Consider the following 25,652-nt stretch of genomic DNA (forward strand, 5'->3'; position numbering starts at 1 on the left):
CACAAAAAAAGCCCCTTTCTCCGCGAGAAAGAGGCACAGCCAAACTGGTTGTTCCTCTCATCTGTCAGACATTCGTCTGGTGGATGTAGCACCGTGCCTAGTGGTCGGTTGCTGCGGCGTCATCGGGCCAATTCCCTCTGCCAACTCGCGATAAGAGTGGTTTATTCGATTCGGTGAACTTATGTGCTGAATATTACGGACTCGACGTCACGATTGTCAACGGCAATTTCCCGATGCAACTTCGTCTTTTTTTGTGCATATATGGAAACAACTTTCCAAAATATTTTTTTTGGAAAAAAAGGAATTGACGATGTGACGATTCTGTGCAAAAATTCAATTAAATTTCACAACTTCAAATCACATTCTTATCAAGAGCAGACGGAGGGACAAGCCCGATGATGTCGCAGCAACCGACCAGAGATGGCACGGTGCTAATTCTTGCAGCGTAAGCTGAGAGATAAGAGTTCATTTTTTTTATGATGACCTCTTGCCTCGGCATGGGGTCATTTTTGTTTGCCTGGAAGGAGGAACCATATGAGTATCACTGCCACATATGAAATCAAACGGACGGACGCGGTCGCGACCGTCGCCAACAAGATCGCCCTCGAGTTGACCGTCGGCACATGGACGGACTTGCCTCACTTAGAGCAAGAGCAGTTACAGGCGTTCCGAGGTGAGGTCGTATCAACCACACATACGGACACGACGAGCCGCTTCACGATCCGCTATCCGTTACATAATGTCAGCCCTGACTTTTCATCCATCTTGACGACGACGTTCGGGAAACTGTCCCTCGATGATTCGGTCCGATTAATCGATTTGACGTTGCCGGAGACGCTCGCCTCTGATTTCAAAGGCGCCAAGTTCGGTGTCGACGGGATTCGTGAGTTGCTCGGCGTTCAGGATCGCCCGCTCGTCATGAGCATCTTCAAAGGCGTCATCGGCCGTGACCTCGCGTTTCTCGAGCAGCAACTCCGCGATCAGTTCGCCGGTGGCATCGATATCGTCAAAGACGACGAGATTTTATACGACAACCCGCTCACCCCGTCGCTTGAACGGGCCCGGATCGGAGCGGACGTCATTCAAGCCCACTTCGAGGCGACCGGGAAACGCGTCCTGTACGCCATCACGCTGAGCGGCCCCGTGTTCGGTCTGCGTGACCAGGCGCTCCGTCTCATCGAGGCCGGTGCGACGGCGCTCCTGTTCAACGTCTATACGTACGGTCTCGACGCACTGCGCGAACTCGCGAACGATCCGGATATCCACGTCCCGATCTTGGCACATCCGGCCTTTGCCGGCGCCTTGACCGGATCAATCAGTCATTCGCTTTTGCTCGGTAAACTCCCTCGCCTCGCCGGGGCCGATTTGACGCTCTTCCCGTCACCGTACGGCTCACTTGCGACACCGCGCGACGAGACGTTCGTGATTCGTGACCAGAGTGCCGAACCACATTGGTCGAAGCCGATTTTGCCGGTCCCGTCCGCGGGGATTCATCCGGGACTCGTCGCCGATATCATTCGGGACTTCGGGACGGATGTCGTCATCAACGCCGGCGGTGGCATTCACGGTCATCCGGACGGTGCAGCCGCCGGGGCTCGTGCGTTCCGACAAGCCATCGCTCACGTACTCGGTCAAACCGAAGGGCAGACGGACGAGCTCGATACCGCGTTGAAGGCGTGGGCGTCACGATGACGGCCCATATCCTCTGCGACTTTGACGGGACGATTACGGCGGAAGACAATATCATCGCGTTGATGAAGGCGTTCGCCCCGCCGGCTTGGGTCGAGTTGAAAGACGCGGTCCTCGAGCAACGGATTTCCATCCGATCCGGGGTCGGTCAAATGTTTCGACTGTTGCCGAGCGAGGCCGCCCCGGCTTACCGTGATTATTTGTTGGAGCGCATCACGCTCCGCCAAGGGTTCCCGGCATTTTTAGAAGAAGTTCGGGTCCATGGCTGGAAGTTTGACGTCGTCAGCGGCGGGATGGACTTCTTCGTGCAACCGGTCTTGGACGGGCATGTCGCCCCCGAGCATATCTACTGCAACGTCGCCGACTTCTCCGCTGAGACGGTCACCGTCGCTTGGCCGCACGCTTGCGATGAACAATGTACGAACGATTGCGGCTGTTGCAAGCCGACGCTCGCTCGCCGCCTTGTCAATCCCGCCGATCGCTTGATCGTCATCGGCGACTCGGTGACCGACTTCGAGGTCGCGAAGCGTGCCGACTTCGTCTACGCCCGAGGTCAACTCATCACGCTCTGCGAAGACGCAGGCATCCGTTACGCCCCGTTCGAGACGTTTGACGACATCACCCATCACTTGAAGGAGGTTGCCGTATGAGCCTTGCCGCACGTTGGCTCGAACTGGCCGACATTAAAGACGAACTCGCCGCCCGCGACTGGTTCCCCGGAACGAGTGGGAATTTGGCGATTCGCGTTTCCGATGACCCGCTCGAATTTCTCGTCACGGCGAGCGGACGCGATAAACGAAAACGAACACCGGACGACTTTGTTCACGTCGATGCGGCCGGACGCTTGATTGGCAAACAGAACGGTCGTCCATCCGCCGAGACGCTGCTTCACGTCGAAGTGTTCAATCGGACGGACGCGACGTGTTCGCTCCACGTCCATACGGTCGACAATAATGTCATCTCCGAGCTCCATGCCGCCACCGGCGAAGTCGTCTTCACCGGCCAAGAGATCATCAAGGCGCTCGGCTTCTGGGACGAGGATGCGGTCGTCCGCGTACCGATTATCGAGAACCATGCGGACATCCCGACGCTCGCAGCCGCCTTCGCCCCTCATATCCGGGCAAACGCCGGCGCCGTCCTCATCCGCAATCACGGCATCACCGTCTGGGGCGAGACCCCGGCCGCGGCCAAACGTTATTTAGAGGCTTACGAGTTCTTGTTCAGCTATACGTTAAAACTACGCGCCCTAGGCGTCCATTCATAAGGAGGAACCAACCATGGCAACTGTCTATTTCCAACAAACCGAAGAACGTTACGTCGATCAAACTGAAGTGAGTGCCTTTTTAGAGTCACGCGGGATTTTATATGAGCAGTGGGATATCACAAAGCTCCCGGAAAACCTGCAAGAGAACTATCAGTTGACGGACGAGGACAAACAAGCGATCTTGTCGACGTTCCGTGACGAGATTCGTGACGTGTCGGAGCGCCGTGGCTATGAGACGGCAGACGTCATCTCGTTGTCGGATGCGACGCCGAACTTGGACGAACTGCTCGTCAACTTCCAAAAGGAACATCATCACACAGATGACGAGGTCCGCTTCATCGTCAGTGGCCATGGCATCTTCGCCATCGATGACGCCGAGCGCGGCTACTTCAACATCGAGCTTAACCCGGGTGACCTCATCTCGGTGCCGGTGAACACACGCCACTACTTCACGCTCCAAGACGACCGCAAAGTCGTCGCCGTCCGCATCTTTGTGACGACCGAGGGATGGGTGCCGATTTACGAGAAACAAGACGTGACAGCATGAAAAATGGTCTCTCGCCCAAAGGCGAGAGACCATTTTTTAATGTTTGGCAGCGGCTGTCGGTTTTGAAGAGAACCAACCCCATGCCGCAATCCCGACCATGACCGACCAGAAGAACACGGTCCACGCCGTCGAGTGGACGAATCCGTCCGGAAGACCCATGAATTCGAACGGTGTGCCGGCAATCAATTTCTTGAAGCCAGGGTGTTCGAGGACGAGCACCGTCAACTTCACGCCGACCCAGCCGACGATGATGAAAGCAGCTGTTTCGAGTGATGGGCGTTGATGCAACAACTTGACGAAAATACGTGCGGCGAAACGCATCAAGATGACCCCGATGAGTCCACCTGTCAAGACGACGAAGAACTGACCAGAGTCGATGCCGCCGATCTCACCGAGCCCGAGTGGCGGCAAGCTGACCGCGAGCGCGACTGCTGCGAGAATCGAATCGACCGCGAAGGCGATATCGGCGAACTCGACTTTAGCAACCGTCCACCAGAACTCTTTCTTCGTGACCGGCTTCTCCGTGATGGCCGTCTCTTCTTTCGCCTCAGCGGCGAGGTCTTGTTTCGGATCCATCTTACGGGCCTTATAGGTCATATACAGATGCCGCGCACTCATCCCGATCAAATAAAGCGCACCGAGCGCCTGGACTTGCCAGACGTTGATCAAGAACGAGATCAAGAACAAAGCGATGAAGCGGAAAACGAACGCTCCGAGTAATCCGTAAAATAGTGCCTTCTTCTGCTCTGTCCGTGGCAAGTGCTTGACCATGACCGCCAAGACGAGCGCGTTGTCTGCAGAAAGCAGCCCTTCAAGACCGACGAGTACGACGATGATCCAGGCGTACTGCAGGATTAACTGCCAATCCATTAAAACATCCCCTTTTTCTGTTGTGTTCCTTCATATTTAACAGTGATCTATATTTTAAGTTCACAGGAACATTTTATTCCCCATTTAGATTGAAATCAATCTTCTTTTCTTCAATTGCTGAAGTTTTTTCATTTGTGAGCACGTTCAAAGCATGTTCAAAGAGCAAAATGGTACCCGGTCGATGTACATTTCGTGATAAAATCCTAACAAGAACGAGTGGCAGTCATTTGCCCTCTCAAAAAAGGAGAATCCGATTATGTCTACAAGCCATGTCGCTTTACCTACTAAAGCAGAACGACATAAATTATTCGGTTCGGTCCCGCCGATCAAAGGCACGAAGCCAACTGAAAAAGATAAAATGGTCGATCTACAAAACACACCAAAAAACTTCTTGTTCGCGCTCGACAGCGTCGGCATCTCAAACGTCAAACACCCGGTCAACATCGAGACGCCAGACGGCATCCAAGCGACGGTCGCCACATTCGAGTTGACGACATCGCTCGTCCAAGACCGTAAAGGCATCAACATGTCGCGTCTCACAGAACAGCTCGACGCGTACCATACGCAAGGCTGGACGTTATCGAACCGCTCGCTCATCGAGTTCGCGCAAGAACTCGCCGAGCGCATGGAACAGACGGAAGGTCAATTGACGGTCCGTTACCCATGGTTCTTTAGCCGCAAAGCCCCGGCGACAGGTCTCAGCGGTCTTATGAACGCGGACGTCATGCACAACGTGACGTATAACTTAGAGACAGGTATGGCGAGCGTGACGGTCGGTCTCGTCATCAACGTGACGACGCTCTGCCCATGCTCGAAAGAAATCAGTGAATACAGTGCCCACAACCAACGCGGCTACATCACGATCGAAGCCGGTCTCGATGAAGCATCGCTCGACGGTTTCGACTGGCGTCTCGCGCTTCTTGAGGCAGCTGAGTCGAACGCATCGGCCCCGCTTCACCCTGTCCTCAAACGTCCGGACGAGAAACGTGCGACAGAAATTGCGTACGAAAACCCGCGTTTCGTTGAAGACATGGTCCGCTTGATCGCGGCTGACTTGTACGAAATGAAACAAGTCGTCAATTTCTTCGTCGAATGCCGCAACGAAGAGTCGATTCACCAACACGATGCGATCGCTTCGATCACATTTGATAAGCGCGATAACTAAAAACGAGTGAAGCCTACGCGGGCTTCACTCGTTTTTCTATAGGCTTTGGACGAGTCGAATCGTCAACATCATGACGATGACGATGATCCAGACCGCCCAGACGAGCCGCCACTTGTCCCCATCGACTCGTTTGACGAACGTGTAGACGGTCAAGTAGAGCGCGATCAACAGCGGGATGACGACCCATGGATTGTCGAGCATCACGCTTCGACGTCACCGTCCCAAGCGAGCATGCCGCCCTCGACGTTGATGACCTTGTAGCCTGCTGACTCCAAATAATCACATGCTGTCACACTGCGGCCGCCTGAGCGACAGATGACGTGATAGACGTTGTCTTTCGCGAGCTTGTCCGTCACGCCAGGAAATTCAGACAGCGGATAGAGCGGTACGTTCGGGATATGACCCGCATCGTACTCATCTTGTTCGCGGACGTCGATGATGTGGAGCGATTCGCCGTTCTCGAGTTTTTCACGTAATTCGGTTGCGTGGATGTTTTGCATGGTGGTTCCCCCTTAAAAGTGTTGTCCCTTACTAGTTTACCTCAGTTTTCGATGAAACAAACTCCAATTGATTGTCGTGTTTTCATCACAATAGAACCCTTCGAGTTCGCACCGCTCGACCACCTGCTCGGCCCATGCTCGGCTGCCGCAAATCAACGTGAAATGGCTATCCCAAGGCGGTACGATGAGCCAATCATGTTGATGTCCAAAGAACGTCCGATGCCGCATCCCCCACGTATCGGAGGTTAGCGTCTCCCGAATGTTGATAAGATGCCGTTCCGTGCAGAACTCGTCCCCGCTCCACATCCACTCTTCTCCCATCTCAAGAAGTGCTCGTAACATCTGATTCTCTAAAAGATCAGACAGTTCCCCTTCGCCCGGTGGAATTACGTTCTCGCTATCGCAAAATTCGATGATTCGATTCGCACCTTCTTGATCTTCGGCGTGCGGTTTCAGCGCCCCAATCATCGTCCGAAGCGCGTGATCGATGCGTTTGATGTCATCGAAGCCAAGTCGGCGACGCATATCTGCCCATGTGATGGCCCGAAATTGCTGTTCGACCTCGTTTTTATCCATCTCGACATAACGGTCAACCGCGGTCGGGTCGTCTTTCGGGACTAGAAACGGATGAAACACGACGAATACTGTTTCGAACACCCCTTCGTAATACGTTTTGATCGGATAATCATCTCCGCCACCGAACATGGCGTACCGATGCCCTTCCGGCAATGTGATGATGCCTTCCACTTCATCCATTTCCTCGCCCCCTTTTCCAATAGTTTACAATGGGACCACAAAAAAAGCATCCCCCGCTCAGGAAGGATGCTTTTGACTTACGCTTCGTTGCGCTCGTCGATCGCTTGTGCCGCTGTGATGAGCGTCAATTTATAGACGTCCTCTTCGTTACAGCCACGCGACAAGTCGTTGACTGGCTTGTTGAGACCTTGAAGGATCGGTCCGATCGCTTCGAATCCGCCGAAACGTTGAACCATCTTGTAGCCGATGTTTCCGGCTTCGAGGCTTGGGAAGACGAAGACGTTCGCATTTCCGGCTACTTCAGAGCCTGGTGCTTTCTTCGCCGCCACGCTCGGGACGAACGCCGCATCGAATTGAAGTTCGCCGTCGATTGGAAGGTTCGGTGCCTTCTCTTTGGCGAGACGTGTCGCTTCGATGACTTTCTCCGTCTCTGGCGACTTCGCTGAACCTTTTGTCGAGAAGCTGAGGAGCGCGACTTGCGGCTCGATGCCGAACGTCTTCGCTGTCAACGCTGACAAGTAGGCGTTTTCGGCGAGGTCAGCCGCGTCCGGTGCGATGTTGATCGCGCAGTCCGAGAAGACGTACTGCTCGTCGTCACGTACCATGATGAAGACGCCTGACGTCTTTTTGATGCCTGTTTGCATCTTGATGATTTGAAGGGCCGGACGAACCGTGTCGGCTGTCGCATGCATCGCGCCTGAGACGAGACCTTCTGCTTTTCCTGTGTGGACGAGCATCGTACCGAAGTAGTTCACGTCTGACGACAACAATTCACGTGCTTGTTCCGGTGTCGCTTTACCTTTACGGCGTTCGACGAACGACTCGACGAGTGTGTCGATGTCTTCGTACGTCGCTGGGTCGTATTGCGTCAAACCTGAGATGTCAAAGCCATGCTTCGCAGCGACCGCTTCAAGCTCAGCTTTTGGTCCGATGACGATTGGTTCGACCATGCCGTCATTCTTCAAACGAACAGCGGCGCCGAGGACGCGCTCGTCAACGCCTTCTGGGAAGACGATGGTCGGGCGAATCGGGCTGACTTTTTGTTTCAACGTGTCAAATAGTTTCATAGTGAATGAACTCCTTTTCGATTAGAAGAAATCGGATTTTTTCTCTCTCGGACGCTCTCGTCCATATGCGAGTTTTATTATACACAGTACGTTTTTTAAAATAAACTATTCTGCCCATTTCGTCATAAATCGCTTGAAATCAATCATTATATGGATAGAACAGTTTGTCGTTTTCGACTGATACAGCCCGTTGTGAAGCCGTTTTCATAAAAACTGCTCTTTACCTCTTTACCCAGCTCGAAGTGTGACTACCCTCACAACGGCGTCAAATTTGCCAGGCGGTGATTCGTGTATGGTAAAATAGTCAGCGAAGCCTAGTCTCGAAAGGAGTTTTTTTAATGTCAGAACGTCCAGCACCAACACCGACAACCGATACGCAACACGCAGCCGCCACGTTAGACGGTTGGTATACGCTCCATGATTTCCGATCCATCGATTGGACTCGTTTAAAAGCAGTCGATCCAACCGCCCGCCAAGAGATGATTGACGAGTTCGTCGCCTTCCTCGGCTCACTCGAAGATGTCGAGACACGCGGTGAAGGAAGCCACGCCTTCTATTCAATCCTTGGCCAAAAGGCGGACGTCGTCTTGATGGTCCTTCGTCCGACGTTCAAAGAGCTCGAGCAAGTCGAACTCGCCCTCCGCAAGACGAAATTGTACGATTATATGATTCCAAGCTATTCATACGTTTCCGTGATCGAACTCGGCATGTACCGTGGTTCAGGAGACGGTGACCCGTACGAGAACCCTCACATCCGGGCCCGCCTCTATCCGACACTCCCGAAAGCGGCCCACATCTGCTTCTACCCGATGAGCAAGGCTCGTCGCGATGGGGACAACTGGTATACGTTGTCGATGGATGAGCGCAAAGACCTCATGTATCGCCACAGCATGATCGGCCGCAGCTATGCCGGTAAGATTCAACAGTTCATCGGCGGCTCGACTGGTTTCGACGGTTGGGAATGGGGCGTCACGTTGTTCGCTGAAGACTCGCTCCAATTCAAGAAGATCGTCTATGAGATGCGCTTTGACGAAGTCAGTGCCAAATATGGCGAGTTCGGTGACTTTTACGTCGGGAATATCCTTCCTAAAGAAGAACTGGGTACATTCCTCGGCTGAACGAGGTTTACGCCATCACGCCCTCGGGAATCATTGTTGTAGAAGCAACATTACAATGATCAATGAGGTGAACAACGATGCGCGTGTTCAAGGAATCAGATCGAGACACGGCGAAACGTTTAGATTCGTTCATTGAACGAATGGCACCGACGGCAGAACTAGTCCAACTTCGATTTGAACAGCAATTACAACATACACAGCGAAAGGGTCAGGCAAAAGCCTGACCCTTTCTTCTGTCTTTATTTAGTCGTGACCGTCAAGGCGTCCCCTAGGAACGTCGCGAGTTCGAGCATCCCGTACTGCCCTGCTTTCGCTTCGGCGTCCGAGTTGTAGTTCGTGTTCGTGTTGACGTCATACGCGTACACGTTTCCATCCTCGTCTTCGATGATTTCAATTCCAGCAACGGCAATGTGATTGTTCTTCAGAAACGCCTCTAGCTGCTTGATAATCGGGTCGTCGAAACCGGCGACGATCTCGAACTTCGCCGGTGGCGTCTCGCCGACCGGGCAAAACTGGTCTTCAATCGAGCAGGCGTCGGCCGGGCAGAGTTCGAAACCGTCTGACGTATCGACTCGCACCGCGTAAACGAACTTGCCACCGATGAACTCACAGCGCGTGATGTATGGTTTCGGCGCCTCGATATATTGTTGGATGAGCGTAATCCCGTCAATCGATTCCTCGAACGTCGGTCCGTTCACGTATGCCTTCAACGCATCAACGGAATGAAACAACTGAACCCCGAGCCCTTTACCGGCCCGGTTGTGCTTCGTGATGAATGGCGTCATCCCGAGCTTCTCGGCCGCCTCGATGATTTGGGCTTTCCCGACGGCCGCAATCGTCTTCGGCACCCGAATTCCCTCTTGGCGGAGCGCCGTATACTGATTGACCTTGCTCACTTCGAGCCGAATCGCGCGTGTGCCGTTGAAGACGGTCCGTCCGTACGCCTCGAGCCAAGCGAGCACACCTTCCGTCAACTCCGGCGCGTACCGATGCCCCCGTGTGTGCGACGACGCACTCATCCGGTTATAGAAGACGCCTTCGGGCGGCTCGGCCGCGATGTCGATGATGCCTTGATCGAGATGCCACAGTTCATATGGAAGTGATAATTCCTCGAGTCGTCGGACGAGATGGTCCGTCCATTCGTTGTTTTCGTGGAGTACGTGAATTTTGGCCATGTGAATCCCCCTTTTGATTGTCCTTACTTTACCACATCCATATCCGATTATTCCAATCTGCATAATCGACAGTGCGTTGATTCTTAATTCATAACCATTTCATGGTATAATGAACTTAATAATACAATGCGACTATTAACGTGAAGAAGGAAGTGATGTGTTTGACCGCACCGATTTTGAGTACCGATTTTTTGATTCTTTTATTTGGTCTGCTCCTTGTCGCCGGCGTGTTAGCCACACGCGTATCGACTCGTTTCGGCTTGCCTGCCTTGATCCTGTTTATGGGCATTGGCATGCTGATGGGTAGCGATATCACCGGCCTGATTTTCTTCGACGACACCAATCTCGCTCAAATGATCGGTGTTGCCGCACTCGTCGTCATTTTGTTCGAGGGTGGACTGCAAACGAAATGGTCGTCGATTCGAAGTGTGCTTGCTCCGTCCGCTTCGCTCGCCACGATCGGCGTCTTGTTGACGACCGGACTTATCGCCGTGGCCGTTCGTTTCGTATTTGGTTTCGACTGGATTGAATCTTTCCTGTTCGGCGCGATCATCGGTTCAACCGATGCGGCTGCCGTCTTCGCCGCCTTTAAAGGAAAGAATATCTCGCCGAAAGTCGGCGCGACACTCGAAGCCGAGTCCGGCACGAATGACCCAATGGCAATGTTCTTGACGATTCTCGCCCTCGATTTCATGTTAAAACCCGACACGACGATTTGGGACGGTCTCTGGATGTTCGTCCTACAGATTATCGTCGGGGCGTTCGTCGGTTACATGCTCGGGAACTTATCCCGTCTCATGCTCAATCACTTACGACTCGAGTCGAGTGGTCTCCATGCGGTCCTAATGATTTCGATGGCGTTCATGACGTACGGCGTCGCTGCCTACTTTGCGGGCAGCGGTCTGCTCGCGGTCTACCTCGCCGCGATGATCGTCGGAAATGCGCATACGGCCCACGAAGTAACGATCGTTCAATTTTCCGAGGCGCTCGCCTGGATCATGCAAATCATCATGTTCGTCATTCTTGGCTTGCTCGTCTTCCCGAGACAGTTGCTTGACCCTGATCTCATCTGGAAAGGCTTGTTGATTTCGTTCATCCTCATGTTCATCGCCCGGCCGATCGCCGTTTATTTATCGACGATCACTATGGATTTTACGAACAAAGAGAAGTTATTCATCTCTTGGGCCGGACTGAAAGGCGCCGTCCCGATCGTCCTTGCCACGTTCCCGCTCATCGCCGGAATCGACAACAGTCAGATTATCTTCAATGCCGTCTTCTTCGTTGTCGTGACAAGCGCCTTGATTCAAGGAACGACGTTGACACCGCTCGCGGCGAAACTCAATTTGCTCGGGCCGGATAAAATCCGCTCGCCGTATACGATCGCTCTCGTATCGAGCAAACAGTCGCAGCATCAGCTCGTCCCTTACGTGGCGACCGAGGAATCCTCGATGATTGGCAAGACGCTCGCTGATATCACCTTGCCACCGAACACGGTCGTGAATGCGATCGTCCGTCAAGACTATCTCATCCCACCGACGGGACAGACAAAAATCGAACCCGGTGACTTGTTGTACGTCCTCGCCTCGACGTATCGCCATGACCAACTCGACCGAAAATTCGGGGAGGACGGGTTAGAACGCGTCGAATTGTGACTCTCGTTTCTTCATCGAACTGTCACGTCGATTACGTTTATCCTTAGCTAAAAACGGACAGAGTAAAAGTGACAACACTTCTACTCTGTCCGTTTTTTTGAAGGGGGAATTTGTATGTTCGATTTGACGCCATTCCAAAAGAATGAACTCGATCGATTGCGCAAAGACTTGTTCGGAGATGTCTTTGACCGGATGAATCATCTGTTCGACCCGAAAGACGGGGCGACGTCGTTCCTCGACTCGTTTAAACTCGACGTCCGGGACCAGGATGGTCAATACGTCATCGAGGCCGAGATGCCAGGTATCAAAAAAGATAATATTCACATCCGCTACGACAAAGATTATCTCATCCTCTCGGTCGACCAACGTGAAGAGAAGGAAGAAGACAAGGACTACGTCTATCGGGAACGCCGCGTCACGTCGATGCAACGTTCACTCTATCTGCCGAACGTGAAAGAAGACGCCATCAAAGCGAAACTGTCAGACGGCGTGCTCCACTTGACCGTACCGAAAGCCGATGACGGCTCGAGCACCCGCACCATCGAAATCGAGGAATGAATAAGGATCGTGCCGAGGCACGATCCTTATTTTTTTACGCTGACCGTCCGCGCCGATGCAATCAACGCGGCCACGTCTTGTTCACGTCCCGCATGGAGCGCCTCGACGATAAAACTGCCGACGACGACCCCGTCACAGGCTGCCCCGAGCGTCCGAACCTGATCGGCGCGATGGACACCGAATCCGGCGAGCACCGGTACCGGTGACCGCTCCGTCAACGAACGCAAGTGGTCGAGTAACTCCTCCGGGAACACGTCCGTTTTCCCGGTCGTCCCTTTGAGCGTCACCGCATAGACGAATCCTTCCGCCTGGCTTAAAATCGTGTCGATGCGAGCCTGACTGCTCGTCAACGTGACGAGCGGTACGACCGCGACCTCGTGACGATCGATGCCGGCGAACAAATCGAGGCTCTCTTCAAACGGCAAATCGGGAATGATGACGCCGCTGACCCCAGACGCTGCCGCTCGCTCGAAGAAGCGCTCGACCCCGAACCGGAACACCGGATTCAAGTACGTCATCAGGACGATCGGGACCGAAAAACGACCCGTTCCTTCTATTAAACGGTCCAACACGTCCGTCAACGTCACCCCTTGTTCGAGGGCGCGCATTCCAGCCGCCTCAATGATGGGGCCGTCCGCTACCGGATCGGAAAACGGGATACCGAGCTCGATCGCCGTCGCACCCATCGCCTCCAACCGTTCGATCGTCGGGATCAAGCTGTCGAGACCGTCGTCCCCGGCCATAATGTACGGGACGAACGCCGTCCCTTCACTCCGCTGTCGAATCGCTTCATCTAATCGCATCATTGTGTCACCCTTTCTCGAATCGTATGAACATCTTTATCCCCGCGACCAGATAGACAGATGACGAGCACGTCATCCGCGTCCATCGTTTGGGCGAGCGTTTCCGCATAGGCGAGCGCATGCGATGACTCGAGTGCCGGGATAATCCCTTCTTGGCGACTGAGCGTCATGCAGGCCGCGAGTGCGTCTGCGTCCGTTACCGCCGCGTAGCGAACCCGCTCAATGTCTTTTAAGAAGCTGTGCTCTGGTCCGACGCCCGGATAATCGAGCCCGGCCGAGATCGAGTGCGCTTCCTGGATTTGTCCGGCCGCGTCTTGCAAGACGTACATGAGCGACCCGTGGAGCACCCCGACCTCACCTTTCGTGAGCGTCGCCGCATGCTTGTCCGTATCGACACCGCTCCCTGCTGCCTCGACACCGTATAAGGCGACCGTTTCGTCATTCAAGAACGGATAGAACATGCCCATCGCGTTGCTCCCGCCACCGACACAAGCGACGACCGCGTCAGGGAGACGACCTGTCTTCTCGAGTACTTGGCGACGCGTCTCCGTCCCGATGACGCTTTGGAAATCGCGGACCATCGTCGGGAACGGGTGCGGTCCGAGCACCGACCCCATCACGTAATGCGTGTCATCGACGTGTTTGACCCAGTAACGGAGCGCCTCGTTGACGGCATCTTTCAGCGTTCGGCTCCCCGACTTGACGGGAACGACGGTCGCACCGAGTAGCTCCATCCGAAACACGTTCAATTCTTGACGTTCGACGTCGACCTCACCCATGAAAATCGTACATTCGAGATTGAGGAGCGCACATACCGTCGCCGTGGCGACACCATGCTGCCCGGCCCCTGTCTCGGCGACGACTTTTCGTTTGCCCATTCGTTTGGCGAGGAGTGCCTGACCGATTGTGTTGTTGATTTTATGGGCACCGGTATGGTTCAAATCTTCTCGTTTTAAATAGACGTTCGTCCCAAGACGGCGACTCATGTTCTCCGCATAATAGAGTGGCGTTTCCCGTCCTACATACTCACTGAGGAGATCGTTGAAGCGTTCCTGGAACTCAGGGTCTTGTTTCGCTTCCTCGTACGCCACTTCGAGCTCTTCGACCGCTTGCATGAGCGTCTCCGGTATATATTTCCCTCCATAGGGGCCGAACTTTCCGTTCACTGGTTGTGTATACATCGTGTTTCCTCCTTGGCGCGTCCGATGAACGCGCGAATTTTATCATGATCTTTCTGTCCATTCGTTTCCACACCGCTCGAGACGTCGACGCCGTCCGGTCGCATGGCGCGAATCGCCGCGCCGACATTGTCGACTGTCAATCCACCGGCGAGCCAAAACGTTCGCTCCGGACGTTCCAGCGTCTCCCAATCGAGCGCCTGCCCACTGCCCGGTGTCGGCGCGTCGAGTAAAATGACGTCAGCCTCCGACTGGTGATCCGCTTCGATGAGCGGAAGCTCGAACTGACGGAACGCTTCAAGCGGACGCGTCCGACGGTGCAGTTGAATGTCGGTCAAACCACAAGCGACGGCAGCTTCGACTTCTTCAACTGTCGGGTCGAGAAACACGCCGACGACCCGAACTTCATTTGGAATCAACCGTCGCAACCGCTGCGCCGTCGCGATATCGATTTGGCGCGGGCTATCCGCAAACACGAACCCGATGGCGTCCGCTCCCGCCTCTACCGCCGTGACGACACTGGCCTCGGTCGTCAGTCCACATATTTTAACGAACATGACGTCAACTCCTCGATCAAGGCTGTCGGGTCGTCCTGTCGCATGAGCGCCTCTCCGACAAGAATCGCCCGGGCTCCGGCTGTCTGTAACCGACGGGCCGCCTCGCCTGTGCTGACACCGCTCTCGCTGACGAACGCGACACCGGGATACTTCGTCATCAAGTCGACCGATGTATCGAGCGATACCTCGAACGTCTTCAAGTTCCGATTATTGATGCCGATCAACACATCGCCGAGTTCGAGTGCCGTCTGAAGCTCGGCCTCATCGTGCACTTCGACGAGGACGTCGAGGCCGATGGACCGCGCATACTGTTTTAACGTATGGAGCCGGCTCGGATGAAGCGCCGCGACAATCAACAGTGCTGCACTCGCCCCGGCCGCTTTGGCCCGGTCGAGTTGCCGTTCGTCGATGATGAAATCTTTACAGAGGACCGGGATTTCAACGGCGGCCGCGACGTCGCGCAAGTCGTCGAACGAACCTTGAAAATACGTCGCGTCCGTCAAGACGGAAATCATTGTCGCTCCCGCCCGTTCATACGTCCGGGCCCGGCTCGCGACGTCCATTTCGCCGCGAATCAACCCTTTCGACGGGGAAGCCCGTTTAATCTCCGCGATGACATGAAACCCTTCCCCCATCAATCGCTGTAGCGAGATCGGTGTCGTCTTCGCCACCTCGATGTCTTCCATTTGATTGACCTCTTCGATTTTCGTTCCGATGATTTTCGTCAAGTAGCTCATGCGCCAACCTCCGTTCGTTGTAATTGTTTGAGTACGCGGATGGCGTGCCCTTCATCGATGCTTGCCATTGCGACGGCGACGCCTTCGCGAAGCGTCTGGACCGTCCCGTACGTACAGAGGGCGAGTGCGGCGTTCAATAAGACAACGTCGCGCGCCGGTCCCTGCTCTCCGTTCAAGACGGCCAGGAGCGTCTCGGCATTCTCAGCCGGTGTCCCGCCTTGCAAGGCCGACAGCGGCGCTCGCATCAATCCGACGTCGCGCGGGTCGACGGTGTAACGGGCCACTTTGTCGCCGTTGAAGAACAAGACGTCGTTTCTGCCGGCGAGACTCGCTTCATCCAGCCCGCCTGCCCCATGGACGACCATGCCGCGCTCGACGCCGAGGTGGCGCATCGCCGTCGCCATCTTCTCGATGAGCGATGGATGGTACACGCCGATCAATTGCCGCTTCGGCTTGAGCGGGTTCGTCAACGGGCCGATTTGATTGAAGATGGTCGCCGTGGCGAGTCGTTTCCGGACCGGCATGACATGTTTCATGACCGGATGGATGTGTTGGGCGAACAAGAAGCTCAAGTTCGTCCGCTCGAGGTCGGCGAGCATCGCCTCATGACTTTGGACGATCGGGATATTCAATGACTCGAGGACGTCGGCACTGCCTGACCGGCTCGACACGCTGCGATTCCCATGTTTGGCGACCGGGATATCGAGCCCCGCCAAGACGAACGCGACCGTCGAGCTGATATTGAACGTGTTCGCCCCGTCGCCGCCCGTGCCACAGACGTCGAGCACAGGAAGCGCCGTCTCGGGGAACGTTGCCGCCTCACGGATGTAGTCAGCGAGTCCGGCCATCTCCTCGGCCGTCTCACCGCGCGCTTTCATGGCGAGTAACACCTCGGCGATTTGCGCTTCGTCGGCTTGGAACAACTCGGCCGCCGCCCGTTTCATTTCATTCGTCGTCAATGGGTTCGTCAATAGTCGTGTTAACATGTCCGTTCCTCCTCAAGCATTTTGGGTATAAAAAAACTCCATACGACGTCTGTCGTATGGAGGACGGTATGGACCGCGGTGCCACCTCTCGTTGGATCGATTGATCCCACTTTCCGATGCTATCACATCGTATCCCGATAACGGGGGAAGCCGTCATGACCTACTTGATTCAGCCATGCTCTCATGAGCCCATTCACGTAAATGTCTCGGCCAGGATCCCACCACCCCCGGCTCTCTTGACGAGACTTGTTCACGCTACTCTTCTCAATCACTGATTTATTATGCGTTGAAACGAAAAAGGGTTACCCGCCCGACTCATAGCTTGCGCTATGAGAAGGACGAGTAACCCCGTGGTGCCACCTTCGTTGGTTCCGTAGAACCCACTTCACGGACAATCATCCGCTTTCCCATGGTAACGGTGGGTGACCCGCTAAAGCCTACTAAAAGTTTCGGTTTAGAGCTCGGAAGTCCATTCGCGACGTCCCGCATACTGATTCACACCAACCATCAGCTCTCTGTCATACGGGGACCGTCGTTACTTCTCTTCGTCGACGCCTTTATTCGTTTCAGTTAAGTTAACTCGTACTATACAGGGCAGGAAACTTCCTGTCAAACAAAAGCGTGCAAAAAAAACTTTGCTTCTATAGGTGCGGCCGAATCGATACCGCTTTTTACGATTTCGCGAGTTGACACCCGATTTTTTTGTCTGCTATAGTCGTCCCCAACAACACTTCACTCAACTAAAGGAGAATCAACTTTGGAAACTAGCAAATTAAAACGTGAACTGTCTACACGGCAGTTGACGATGATTTCGCTCGGTAGCGCCATCGGGACGGGCCTCTTCCTCGGAAGCGGGCTCGCCATCCAAACGGCAGGACCGAGCGTGCTCGTCAGTTACGCCATCGGGGCGTTCATCGTCCTCTTACTGATGGGCTGTCTCGCCGAGATGACGGTCGCCCATCCGACCTCAGGCTCATTCGGCACGATTGCCGAGCGATATGTCCATCCACTCGCCGGCTTTTTGGTCCGCTACTCGTACTGGGTCGCCAACGTCCTCGCCATCGGCGTCGAAGTGAGCGCGATCGCCATCTATATGCGCTACTGGTTCCCCGATGTGAACGGATTCGTCTGGGTCGCCGTATTCGGCGGTTTGCTCATCTATGTGAACGCCCGGCACGTCCATACGTTCGGGACGACCGAATACTGGTTATCGTTCATCAAAGTGACCGCCATCATCCTCTTCATCGTGCTCGGGGCAGCCACGCTGTTCGGTCAACCCGGTTCACCAATCGAATCGATCACGACCGGTGATGAAGGTTTCTTCGCCTTCGGGTTTTACGGGATGTGGGTGACGATTTTCATCTCCCTCTTCAGTTTCCTCGGGACCGAGCTCGTCGCCGTCACGGCCGGCGAAGCGAAAGACCCGGACCGTGCCGTCCCGAAAGCGTTGCGCGCGACCGTGTTCCGCTTGACGTTCTTTTATCTCATCACGATTGGCATCATGCTCATGCTCATCCCTTGGCAGCAGGCCGGGATTGATCAAAGCCCATTCGTTCTCGTCATGCAGCAGTTCGACGTGCCTGGCGCAGCCGGCATTTTAAACTTTGTCATCTTGATCGCTGCCTTGTCAGCGATGAACGCTCAGCTCTATGCTTCAACGCGAATGATGTATTCCCTCGCCGAAGCTGGTGATGCTCCGCGTCTCTTTAAAAAAGTCAGCACTAGCGGGATTCCATTGCCCGCCTTGCTCGTCTCGACAGGCGGAATCATTCTCGCGGCGCTGCTTCAAGTGTTCATGGAATCGTCGTATCCGTTCCTCATGGGGATCTCGATGTTCGGAGCGATTTTCACATGGTTCATGGTGTTCGTCTCGCATTTGTTCTTCCGCAAAAAATGGACCGGGCGCAAATTACCGGTCCGCATGATCGGTTACCCGTTCTTGCCGTTACTCGGTGCCGGGCTGTTGCTCAGCCTCATGATCACGACATGGTTCACCGATTTCAACATTTTGCTCAAGTTCGGGATTCCATGGTTGGTCGGATTGACCATCATCTATCTTGTCCGTGAACGGTTCCGTAAAGCGAACAATCAATCAGACGATATCGAACAAGCCAACTGAAACAAGCGCCTCTCCATTGCGGAGAGGCGCTTGTTTTTGGTTTCATCGAGCACAAAACGAGGACCTGTCACGATTGACGGGTCCTCGTATATTCATCAGAAGAACTGACGTGGGTTAACTGTGCTTCCCGCGTCCGTTCCCGAGTACGAGTAGTTGCCTTGATGGATCTCGAAGTGAAGGTGCGGGCCTGAAGAGTTACCCGTGTTACCAAGTCCACCGATGTTTGATCCTTGCGTCACACGTTGACCGGCACTGACTGAGACCGAGTTCAAGTGAGCATAGACCGTTGTCCATACTTGTCCGTTGATGACGTGGGCGATCATGACGTGATTCCCATATGCTCCACCCCAGCCGGCACGGATGACCGTTCCGGTTGCCGAGGCACGGATTGGCGTCTCGACAGGTCCTGCAATGTCGACACCGTTATGGAACGAGTAGCCGAATTGACCGCTTGCCGGTCCCCATCCTTGTGAGAAACGACCCGTTGTCGGTTGAATGAACATCGCGCCAGATGGTGCTGGTGCTGATGTCGTCGGTGCAGTCGGTGCTGGTTTCGGTTTTGGCGCTGGTGCAGGTGCTGGTTTCGGTGCTGCCGGCTTTGGCGCTGGTGTATTATTTTGTGTCGTCTGGTTTGAAGATGCAGATGACTGGGTATTATTGTTACTGTTCTGCTGTTTTTGAGCTGCTGCTCGTTCTGCCTCGGCTTTAGCCGCTGCCGCTCTTGCTTCTTCTGCTTGACGCGCTGCTGCTGCCGCTTGAGCCGCTTCCGCTTGACGAGCTTCTTCAGCCTTGCGTGCCGCTTCTTGACGAGCCGCTTCTTCAGCGCGACGACGTGCTTCTTCTTCCTCACGACGCTGTGCTTCAATTTCAGCCGCAATCGCTTCTTCTTGGGCGATTAACGTCGCTTCGATTTCTTGAAGGTCGAAGATTTGCGATTCAAACTTAATATTCTTCTTCTCGAGCTCTTTGATGCGGGCTTCGCGCTCTTTCATCTTCTTCTCGAGTTGAGCTTGGCGCACTTCAAGCGCTTTTTGTTGTTTCAAGAGCGAAGCACGCTCTTCTTTGAGTGAGGCTTGCGCTTCTTTTAACGATTGGCGCGTCGCTTCGTAATCTTCAAACAACTCTTGGTCGCTCCGTTGAATCGTTCCGGCCGTGATCATGCGTGTGATCAAGTCCGAGAAGTTTTTCGAACCGAAGATAAACTCCGCCCAGTTGATTGAGCCGCCGCCGTTCGTTTGCATCGTGGCCATGCGCTCTTTCATCATCTCTTCTTGGGCTTTCATCTTCTTCTCGTAACCTTTAATATCTTTCTCAAGGTCTTCAATCTTCAATTCAGTCCGCTTGATTTCTTGGCGTTTTGCCGCGACATCGTTGATGATATCTTGAAGCTGGGCATCCATCTTGTTGACTTCCGTTTGGACTTTCGAGATTTCATTTTTGTTTTGCTTGATTTTTGAAGACGTGTTCGATTGGTTCTGTTTGACGTTATTTCGTTGCTCTTGCACTTTTTTCTGCTGTTCTTGTTTCTCCTTGATTGACGTCGAGGCATCAGCCACCGAGTGCGTCCCAAGAAGAAGCGCGCTAAGCGTAAGTGTCGAGACGGTGCGTTTCCAATTGATCAATGGGGACATCCTTTCTAGTTTAAGGGGTTGGCGTTCACGTTCTATTTAAGGTCAGTCGTTTTGCTATGTAACAAAAACGATTAATTTTTTAGTTTCAACACGACTAATTATATCGAAGTGTCGAATGTTTTCCTGTTAAAGTTATATTTCACTTTTATTACGACTGATGATGCGAAGACCTCATGTAGCTCCCCACTCCTTTATATTTCAACATTTTTTCACTTTTCTTTTCTCGAAACACTTTTGTAACAATAGTTGAAAATAGGAAATCATTGACCTTATATTTAAATAACGTTATCCAGTCGTTTTTCTAAGTCTAACCATTCCCAAAAAACGTAAAAAAGGGCCCGGTTGGTGTCTCGCTCAAGGCGAAGAAGCCAACCGGGCCAATTGTTCGTTGTCGTGTGAAGACGAGGGGTCTCACACTTAGAATGTTACACGACGACTGTTAATCACACGTTAACGTTTGATTACAGTTTGAGCGCACCGATGATGACGAACACCCAGGCTGCGATAAACAAGACGCCACCAATTGGCGTGACCGCCCCGAGCTTCGTAATTCCAGTCAATGCCATGACGTATAGACTGCCTGAGAAAAAGAGAATTCCCGCAAACATGAGCCAGCCTGCTGTGTTGAACTGGCTAACGCTCACTTTCATCAAGATGCTCGCTAACGCGATGATGCCGATGGCGTGAATCATATGGTAGAGCACGCCGGTCTGCCAGTTGGCGAGCATGTTCGGTGCCAGACGTTCTTTCAAAGCATGGGCCCCGAACGCACCGAGCGCGACGCCGAGCGCCATTAAGGCGGCGCCGATGATGAGCAATAGTTTCATACTAATTTCCCCCTTATCGCACTTTCCGTGCAGGTAAATTCCACTTCCGATAGTAGGATATCACTCGAAGCGCCGCGACGACAACGAGTAACGTGTAGACGGGGAGTCCCCCTTCAAGCCGAAAATAATACGTGACGACCGCGATGATGATCGCCCACATCGCGTACACTTCAGACTGGAGGACGAGCGGTTTCCGGCCGGCCAATAAATCACGGACGACCCCCCCACCGACACCTGTCAGGACGGCAGCCGCAATCGCTGCCGACAATGGTAAATCCAGCTTGATGGCAACTTGTGCGCCTTGAAACGCGAAAGCCACGAGCCCGATGGCATCGACGATGACACCCCAGCGTTCCCAATGGGGCAAAACGACACTCGGCAACAGGAAGATGAGCAACGCGACAAGAAAACAAAGGATGAAGAGATCGTTTTGTTGCCAAATCAAGCTGACAGGGTTCCCGAGCAAGACGTTTCGGATGGCACCGCCACCGAAAGCCGTCGTAAAAGCGAGCAACCACACCCCAAAAATATCATATTTCTCGTCCATCGCGATGATGGCACCGCTCGCCGCGAATGCGATTGTTCCGACGACGTTGAGTAATTCCCACTCCATAAACATCCCTTGCCCTTTCTTGAAAGCATTCTGTGGTAAAGTTAAGATACAAAAAATCAGATCAGTCGAGCGACTGCTTGTAAAGGATGTCGGTACTTTTATGAAACGAATCGCCTTGTTCCGCATATGGATTATCGTCACGATGTTCGCCCGATTCATCATTAAAATTTATGCATTCTCCCGCAAACAGCAGCAAGGTCTCGCGTCGACCGAAGAGTACGAGGCGCTCATGTTGAACCTTGCCCGCGAGTATAAACGGAACGCGCTCCGGCTCGAGGGGCTGTTGATCAAGCTCGGGCAGTTTCTATCGATTCGGGCCGACTTGTTGCCTCCGTCCGTATTGAACGAGTTATCCGAGCTTGTCGACCGCGTCCCGACATCGGGCTGGGACAAGTCTCGCGCCATCTTGGAAGCAGAATGGGGCGTCCCGTACACCCAAGTCGTGAAGGACGTCGGCATCGACGCCGTCGCCTCTGCCTCGATTGGGGAAGTGTACGGCGCCACACTCCTGGAAACCGGGAAGCGTGTCGCGCTGAAAATCCAACGTCCGGATATCGAAAAAATCATTCGGACCGACTTCAAAGCGATGCGAATCGTCACGACGATGCTCAAGCGGACATCGCTGGCAAAATCGACCGACTTAGATAGCTTATATCGCCAAATGATTTTTGTCATCGGGGACGAGTTAAATTTCCAAACCGAATTGAAGAACGCCCATTATTTCAAAGCGAAATACGCCGATAACCCCGACGTGTACATCCCGGACTATTATGACCACCTTTGTACGAATCGGGTGTTGACGATGGATTGGGTCGAAGCCCGCCGCATCACCGACCTCGCTTTCTTAAAAGAAAATAATATCGACCGCTCCGCACTTGCCGAACGGTTGTTCACGATGGCAGCCGAGCAACTGTTGTTCGGTGGGCAATTCCACGCCGACCCCCACCCCGGTAACGTCCAAATCCGGGCCGACGGGACGATCATCCTGCTCGACTTCGGAATGGTCGGGTCATCGACTGCCCAAGACATGGCGACGATCCGTAAAATCTTGCAGGCGTTCATCTCGCTCGATTATGACGGTGTCGTCGACGGTCTTGAAGACTTGCGTTTTCTGTTGCCGACGGCGAACAAGCACAACATTCGTCAAGCGCTTGAAAAAGCGGTCACGTTCTATTTAGAGACCGATATCGATACGGTCGATACGAAGCTGATCGAAAAAGTGTTGCAAGATATCCAACTGCTCGTCAAAAACGAGCCGATCCAACTGCCGGCCGAGTTCGCCTTCTTCGGTCGGGCCGCTTCGACGCTGCTCGGGATTCTGCAAATCCTCGACCCGAAAATCGATTTGTTCACGCTCGGTAAACCGATCGTGATCCAATGGCTCGAGTCCGATGGGACGACGATTCAGAACCGTTACGTCATGACGGCGCTCAACTACGGGAAGAAGTTACTGAACGTCCCGCCGCTGCTCGATAACTATTTGAAAGAACCGACCCGGAAGCGCCTGTCCGAGCAGGCGATGTTCCAACGCGACCTCGAGTCCAAAGAACTGCTCCACCGCCAGACGTTCAACTCAGGGGTCATCATCCTCGGCCTCGTCGTCGGCCTGTTCGGCTATATCCGGCCTGACGAGTGGCTGTTTTGGTCAGGTGGGGTCGTCGCCGTCGTCGCCTACTTCAACTCAAGACGCCTCGGTCGTAAGATTCGTCATTTGGCACGCCAAGATTTCCGTGTTTGACCCCGTCACTCTCTCGAGTGGCGGTTTTTTTCTGGAGCCACGTCCCGATATAGGCGGCGACTTGCTGCAAATCCCGCTCGGTCGTCCATCCCATCGTGGAGACTTGGAGGCAGTTCGCACGCCGTAAATAGGCGCTCTCATATTGCACTTGATAGCCCTGGAACATCAACTGGCGCCCCAGTTCAAGCGAGGAAAGATGTTCCGGTAACGTGAGCGAAAAAATACCCGGTGCTTGGTCGTCTCCGATTTTAACCGGTGCGCCTCGGCGCAAAAGTTCATTCACGAACACATCGAGTTTTGATTGATGCGTCCCAATCTCCGCGTCTGTCAGTTCGTCCAACGCGATGTCCATTGCTTGAATGAGCGGGACCGATTGCGTGAAGGCAATCGGGTCATAGCCCGCCAAGTCCAAATAGCGTGAAATCGACGGGTTCGGGACGGCTCGATGTCTCATCGCGACAAACGCCAATCCCGGTGCATTGCGAAGCGCCTTTCCCGACACGAACGTCACCATGTCCGCAAAGGCATAGTCCGTCTCAAGCGTACCGACTGCGCTGATCGCATCAATCGCAATTACCGTTTCACACTTGCGTGCATAGTGACGCAACGCCTCCAAGTCGACCATTCTCCCCGTCGACGTCTCGCAGTGGACCGTCCAAATCCAATCCGGCCGTTGCCGCTCGAGTTGCTGGACGTCAATGCGCTGCCCCCCAGAGAGCGACAAGACCTCAAATTCAAGCCCGGCCCGGTTGGCATGGTCGATGAGTCGTCGACCGAACTCACCTGTATCGAGAATCATCCCTTGTCCAGTCAACTGGGCGGCAACTGCATCGTTCGCGATCGTCCCGCTCCCGAGTAACGTGTAAATATGAGGTAACTTGATGAGGGCGCTTAACTTCAGCTGGACCGAATGGAGCAAACGGCTGGCCTCGACTGACCGGTGTGATAACGGCTGCATGGCCAAGGCGGAGCGAACGCGGGATGACAGTTCGACAGGACCGGCGAGGAGTTGCTTCGGACGCAACGTTCGTGCGGTCTCGGATTGCATAAACCCAGAGCGGGTCAGCTTCATCGGCACGTATAACGCTTCCACCGTCCCGACCGGTTCTGCGAACGGGGTAAATCCGAAGCGTCGATACAACTTCTGTTCACGTACGGTGCCACTGATGACAATCCCTTCGACGCCCCGCTCTGTCGCTTCCAAGAGCATCCCACGCATGAGACCGGCAAACGTCCGCGTGTTCCGATAGGCGGGCGTCACCGCCAATAGCCGGACTTCAATCCATTCCCCCGGTGGTAACGTCACCCCTTTTTGTTCGAGTGAGAACGGTCGCTCGTCACGGATGGCACACATGGCGACAAGCTGTCCGTCCGCCAACCCAATCCAGTATGTATTCGTATCATGGAAGCGATCGACGAGTCGTCGCTCCGCGTTCGGATGGTGTTGCGGGATTTCTTCGACAAACGTCTCATAGTTCAATCGATGAATCGCTTCCGCATCCCCCGGCGTCGCTCTTCGAAATTCAAGCACGTTGTTTCCCCCTTATATGATGGTACATGATCAAAATCATCGTCAAACTGGCCACACCGACATCTGTTGCGTCCCCCCAGGCCGCGAGCGGCAAGAGCATGAGCATGACGAGCCCCGTCTCGCGCGAGTTACGCGTCAGTTTGATGAGAATGAGCAACATGGCAAGTCCTGCTAAAAACCATAGCGGGCTGTACGCTAATATAATTCCAGAAAATACGGCGTACCCCTTCCCACCGGTGCGAATATGCCACATCGGATAAATGTGCCCGAGCGTCAAGGCGAGCCCGGTCTCAAAAAAATATGGACCGCTGATCGACAAGACGAGTACCGTCTTCAAGACGTCGAATCCGTAAACGAACAAGAACGCTCGCTTCCCGCCGATCCGTAACGCATTGCGGGCACCGGTATTTCCCGACCCACTCGTTGCCAAGTCTTGACCGTTCCACCTGCCGTATACACGACCGCCGAGTATACTGCCGACGACATAGCCCAAGATGATGACCCACATAGCGATCCCTCCCCCGTTGTAAAATTGTGTATGATTTTTGAAATCGGGTACCTTCTTAATGTG

The 25,652-nt window shown here is 54.0% G+C and carries 26 protein-coding genes, 2 riboswitches and 2 other annotated features; of the genes, 10 read left to right on the forward strand and 16 right to left on the reverse strand.

Going from position 1 to position 25,652, the window contains the following annotated elements:
• Positions 1–54: 54 nt before the first annotated feature.
• Positions 55–157, reverse strand: a riboswitch (SAM riboswitch).
• 205 nt (positions 158–362) lie between these two features.
• Positions 363–464, forward strand: a riboswitch (SAM riboswitch).
• A 70-nt stretch (positions 465–534) separates the two neighbouring features.
• The 4 genes from AC13H5_RS13660 to AC13H5_RS13675 are packed head-to-tail and all read left to right on the forward strand — an operon-like array spanning position 535 to position 3,500.
• Positions 535–1,692 carry a 2,3-diketo-5-methylthiopentyl-1-phosphate enolase gene (locus tag AC13H5_RS13660; RefSeq protein ID WP_483546030.1) on the forward strand — a complete coding sequence of 386 codons (1,158 nt, stop codon included), beginning with the start codon at positions 535–537 and terminating at the stop codon, positions 1,690–1,692.
• The gene (locus tag AC13H5_RS13665; RefSeq protein ID WP_214753581.1) at positions 1,689–2,339 is read left to right on the forward strand and encodes a 2-hydroxy-3-keto-5-methylthiopentenyl-1-phosphate phosphatase; all 651 of its coding nucleotides are present in this window, start codon (positions 1,689–1,691) and stop codon (positions 2,337–2,339) included. Before AC13H5_RS13660 ends, AC13H5_RS13665 begins: the two co-directional genes overlap by 4 nt.
• Positions 2,336–2,953, forward strand: a complete 618-nt coding sequence (locus AC13H5_RS13670; protein ID WP_215192833.1) for a methylthioribulose 1-phosphate dehydratase — start codon at positions 2,336–2,338, stop codon at positions 2,951–2,953. Before AC13H5_RS13665 ends, AC13H5_RS13670 begins: the two co-directional genes overlap by 4 nt.
• 13 nt (positions 2,954–2,966) lie before the next feature.
• Positions 2,967–3,500 (forward strand): 1,2-dihydroxy-3-keto-5-methylthiopentene dioxygenase, encoded by a 534-nt coding sequence (locus AC13H5_RS13675; protein WP_021066014.1) that lies wholly within the window; start codon positions 2,967–2,969, stop codon positions 3,498–3,500.
• Positions 3,501–3,536: 36 nt separating this feature from the next.
• Here the strand turns inward: AC13H5_RS13675 and AC13H5_RS13680 are convergent, their stop codons facing one another.
• On the reverse strand, positions 3,537–4,370 hold the full coding sequence (locus tag AC13H5_RS13680) for a TerC family protein (RefSeq protein WP_034779447.1): 834 nt from the start codon (positions 4,368–4,370) through the stop codon (positions 3,537–3,539).
• Positions 4,371–4,626: 256 nt separating this feature from the next.
• Between AC13H5_RS13680 and folE2 the strand changes: the two genes are divergently transcribed.
• On the forward strand, positions 4,627–5,535 hold the full coding sequence (gene folE2, locus AC13H5_RS13685; RefSeq protein WP_021066012.1) for a GTP cyclohydrolase FolE2: 909 nt from the start codon (positions 4,627–4,629) through the stop codon (positions 5,533–5,535).
• Positions 5,536–5,571: 36 nt separating this feature from the next.
• Here folE2 and AC13H5_RS13690 read toward each other — a convergent pair whose 3' ends face one another.
• From AC13H5_RS13690 to pta, 4 genes are all read right to left on the reverse strand, one after another.
• Entirely contained in the window at positions 5,572–5,739 is a 168-nt protein-coding gene (locus AC13H5_RS13690; protein WP_200881507.1) for a hypothetical protein, read from the reverse strand.
• Positions 5,736–6,035, reverse strand: a complete 300-nt coding sequence (locus AC13H5_RS13695; RefSeq protein ID WP_215189344.1) for a rhodanese-like domain-containing protein — start codon at positions 6,033–6,035, stop codon at positions 5,736–5,738. Before AC13H5_RS13695 ends, AC13H5_RS13690 begins: the two co-directional genes overlap by 4 nt.
• A gap of 36 nt (positions 6,036–6,071) precedes the next feature.
• A complete protein-coding gene (locus AC13H5_RS13700; RefSeq protein ID WP_215192831.1) occupies positions 6,072–6,791 on the reverse strand; it encodes a DUF2711 family protein in 720 nt (239 codons plus the stop codon).
• A gap of 77 nt (positions 6,792–6,868) precedes the next feature.
• On the reverse strand, positions 6,869–7,858 hold the full coding sequence (gene pta / locus AC13H5_RS13705; RefSeq protein WP_034779454.1) for a phosphate acetyltransferase: 990 nt from the start codon (positions 7,856–7,858) through the stop codon (positions 6,869–6,871).
• Positions 7,859–8,196: 338 nt separating this feature from the next.
• Between pta and hemQ the strand changes: the two genes are divergently transcribed.
• The gene (gene hemQ, locus AC13H5_RS13710; protein ID WP_034779456.1) at positions 8,197–8,976 is read left to right on the forward strand and encodes a hydrogen peroxide-dependent heme synthase; all 780 of its coding nucleotides are present in this window, start codon (positions 8,197–8,199) and stop codon (positions 8,974–8,976) included.
• A gap of 239 nt (positions 8,977–9,215) precedes the next feature.
• Here the strand turns inward: hemQ and AC13H5_RS13715 are convergent, their stop codons facing one another.
• Positions 9,216–10,151 carry an ATP-grasp domain-containing protein gene (locus tag AC13H5_RS13715; RefSeq protein ID WP_034779459.1) on the reverse strand — a complete coding sequence of 312 codons (936 nt, stop codon included), beginning with the start codon at positions 10,149–10,151 and terminating at the stop codon, positions 9,216–9,218.
• Positions 10,152–10,306: 155 nt separating this feature from the next.
• Here AC13H5_RS13715 and AC13H5_RS13720 point away from each other — a divergent pair, with 155 nt between their 5' ends.
• A complete protein-coding gene (locus AC13H5_RS13720; protein WP_483546031.1) occupies positions 10,307–11,803 on the forward strand; it encodes a potassium/proton antiporter in 1,497 nt (498 codons plus the stop codon).
• A gap of 114 nt (positions 11,804–11,917) precedes the next feature.
• Positions 11,918–12,361 carry an Hsp20/alpha crystallin family protein gene (locus AC13H5_RS13725; RefSeq protein ID WP_483546032.1) on the forward strand — a complete coding sequence of 148 codons (444 nt, stop codon included), beginning with the start codon at positions 11,918–11,920 and terminating at the stop codon, positions 12,359–12,361.
• Positions 12,362–12,387: 26 nt separating this feature from the next.
• On the opposite strand, the gene trpA is transcribed toward AC13H5_RS13725, so the two are convergent.
• Genes trpA through trpD form a run of 5 tightly spaced genes read right to left on the reverse strand, consistent with a single transcriptional unit; the run spans position 12,388 to position 16,622 of the window.
• A complete protein-coding gene (gene trpA / locus AC13H5_RS13730; protein WP_214753825.1) occupies positions 12,388–13,164 on the reverse strand; it encodes a tryptophan synthase subunit alpha in 777 nt (258 codons plus the stop codon).
• Positions 13,164–14,345 carry a tryptophan synthase subunit beta gene (gene trpB, locus AC13H5_RS13735; protein WP_214753571.1) on the reverse strand — a complete coding sequence of 394 codons (1,182 nt, stop codon included), beginning with the start codon at positions 14,343–14,345 and terminating at the stop codon, positions 13,164–13,166. The genes trpA and trpB overlap by 1 nt, the downstream gene beginning before the upstream one ends.
• A complete protein-coding gene (locus AC13H5_RS13740) occupies positions 14,327–14,899 on the reverse strand; it encodes a phosphoribosylanthranilate isomerase (RefSeq protein ID WP_034779471.1) in 573 nt (190 codons plus the stop codon). The genes trpB and AC13H5_RS13740 overlap by 19 nt, the downstream gene beginning before the upstream one ends.
• Positions 14,875–15,636: an indole-3-glycerol phosphate synthase TrpC gene (trpC, locus tag AC13H5_RS13745; protein ID WP_483546033.1), complete on the reverse strand. Its 762-nt coding sequence runs from the start codon at positions 15,634–15,636 to the stop codon at positions 14,875–14,877. The genes AC13H5_RS13740 and trpC overlap by 25 nt, the downstream gene beginning before the upstream one ends.
• A complete protein-coding gene (gene trpD / locus AC13H5_RS13750) occupies positions 15,633–16,622 on the reverse strand; it encodes an anthranilate phosphoribosyltransferase (RefSeq protein WP_483546034.1) in 990 nt (329 codons plus the stop codon). Before trpD ends, trpC begins: the two co-directional genes overlap by 4 nt.
• A 56-nt stretch (positions 16,623–16,678) precedes the next feature.
• Positions 16,679–16,903: a binding site (T-box leader), on the reverse strand.
• A gap of 50 nt (positions 16,904–16,953) precedes the next feature.
• Positions 16,954–17,183, reverse strand: a binding site (T-box leader).
• A 196-nt stretch (positions 17,184–17,379) separates the two neighbouring features.
• Between trpD and AC13H5_RS13755 the strand changes: the two genes are divergently transcribed.
• Entirely contained in the window at positions 17,380–18,741 is a 1,362-nt protein-coding gene (locus tag AC13H5_RS13755) for an amino acid permease (protein ID WP_483546035.1), read from the forward strand.
• A gap of 95 nt (positions 18,742–18,836) precedes the next feature.
• On the opposite strand, the gene AC13H5_RS13760 is transcribed toward AC13H5_RS13755, so the two are convergent.
• The 3 genes from AC13H5_RS13760 to AC13H5_RS13770 all read right to left on the reverse strand — a co-directional run bounded on the left by AC13H5_RS13760 (position 18,837) and on the right by AC13H5_RS13770 (position 21,818).
• Positions 18,837–20,372, reverse strand: a complete 1,536-nt coding sequence (locus tag AC13H5_RS13760) for a murein hydrolase activator EnvC family protein (RefSeq protein ID WP_483546036.1) — start codon at positions 20,370–20,372, stop codon at positions 18,837–18,839.
• A gap of 461 nt (positions 20,373–20,833) precedes the next feature.
• The gene (locus AC13H5_RS13765; RefSeq protein WP_483546037.1) at positions 20,834–21,199 is read right to left on the reverse strand and encodes a DUF423 domain-containing protein; all 366 of its coding nucleotides are present in this window, start codon (positions 21,197–21,199) and stop codon (positions 20,834–20,836) included.
• 13 nt (positions 21,200–21,212) lie between these two features.
• Positions 21,213–21,818 carry a trimeric intracellular cation channel family protein gene (locus AC13H5_RS13770; protein WP_034779483.1) on the reverse strand — a complete coding sequence of 202 codons (606 nt, stop codon included), beginning with the start codon at positions 21,816–21,818 and terminating at the stop codon, positions 21,213–21,215.
• 94 nt (positions 21,819–21,912) lie between these two features.
• Here AC13H5_RS13770 and AC13H5_RS13775 point away from each other — a divergent pair, with 94 nt between their 5' ends.
• Entirely contained in the window at positions 21,913–23,550 is a 1,638-nt protein-coding gene (locus tag AC13H5_RS13775; protein WP_034779485.1) for an ABC1 kinase family protein, read from the forward strand.
• Here AC13H5_RS13775 and AC13H5_RS13780 read toward each other — a convergent pair.
• On the reverse strand, positions 23,489–25,081 hold the full coding sequence (locus tag AC13H5_RS13780; protein WP_483546038.1) for a GNAT family N-acetyltransferase: 1,593 nt from the start codon (positions 25,079–25,081) through the stop codon (positions 23,489–23,491). The two genes, AC13H5_RS13775 and AC13H5_RS13780, sit on opposite strands and share 62 nt — an antisense overlap.
• Positions 25,074–25,589: a glycerol-3-phosphate acyltransferase gene (locus AC13H5_RS13785; RefSeq protein WP_034779488.1), complete on the reverse strand. Its 516-nt coding sequence runs from the start codon at positions 25,587–25,589 to the stop codon at positions 25,074–25,076. Before AC13H5_RS13785 ends, AC13H5_RS13780 begins: the two co-directional genes overlap by 8 nt.
• Between the last annotated feature and the right edge of the window lie 63 nt (positions 25,590–25,652).

It is taken from the genome of Exiguobacterium sp. FD-YE-25-4 (assembly GCF_057004685.1).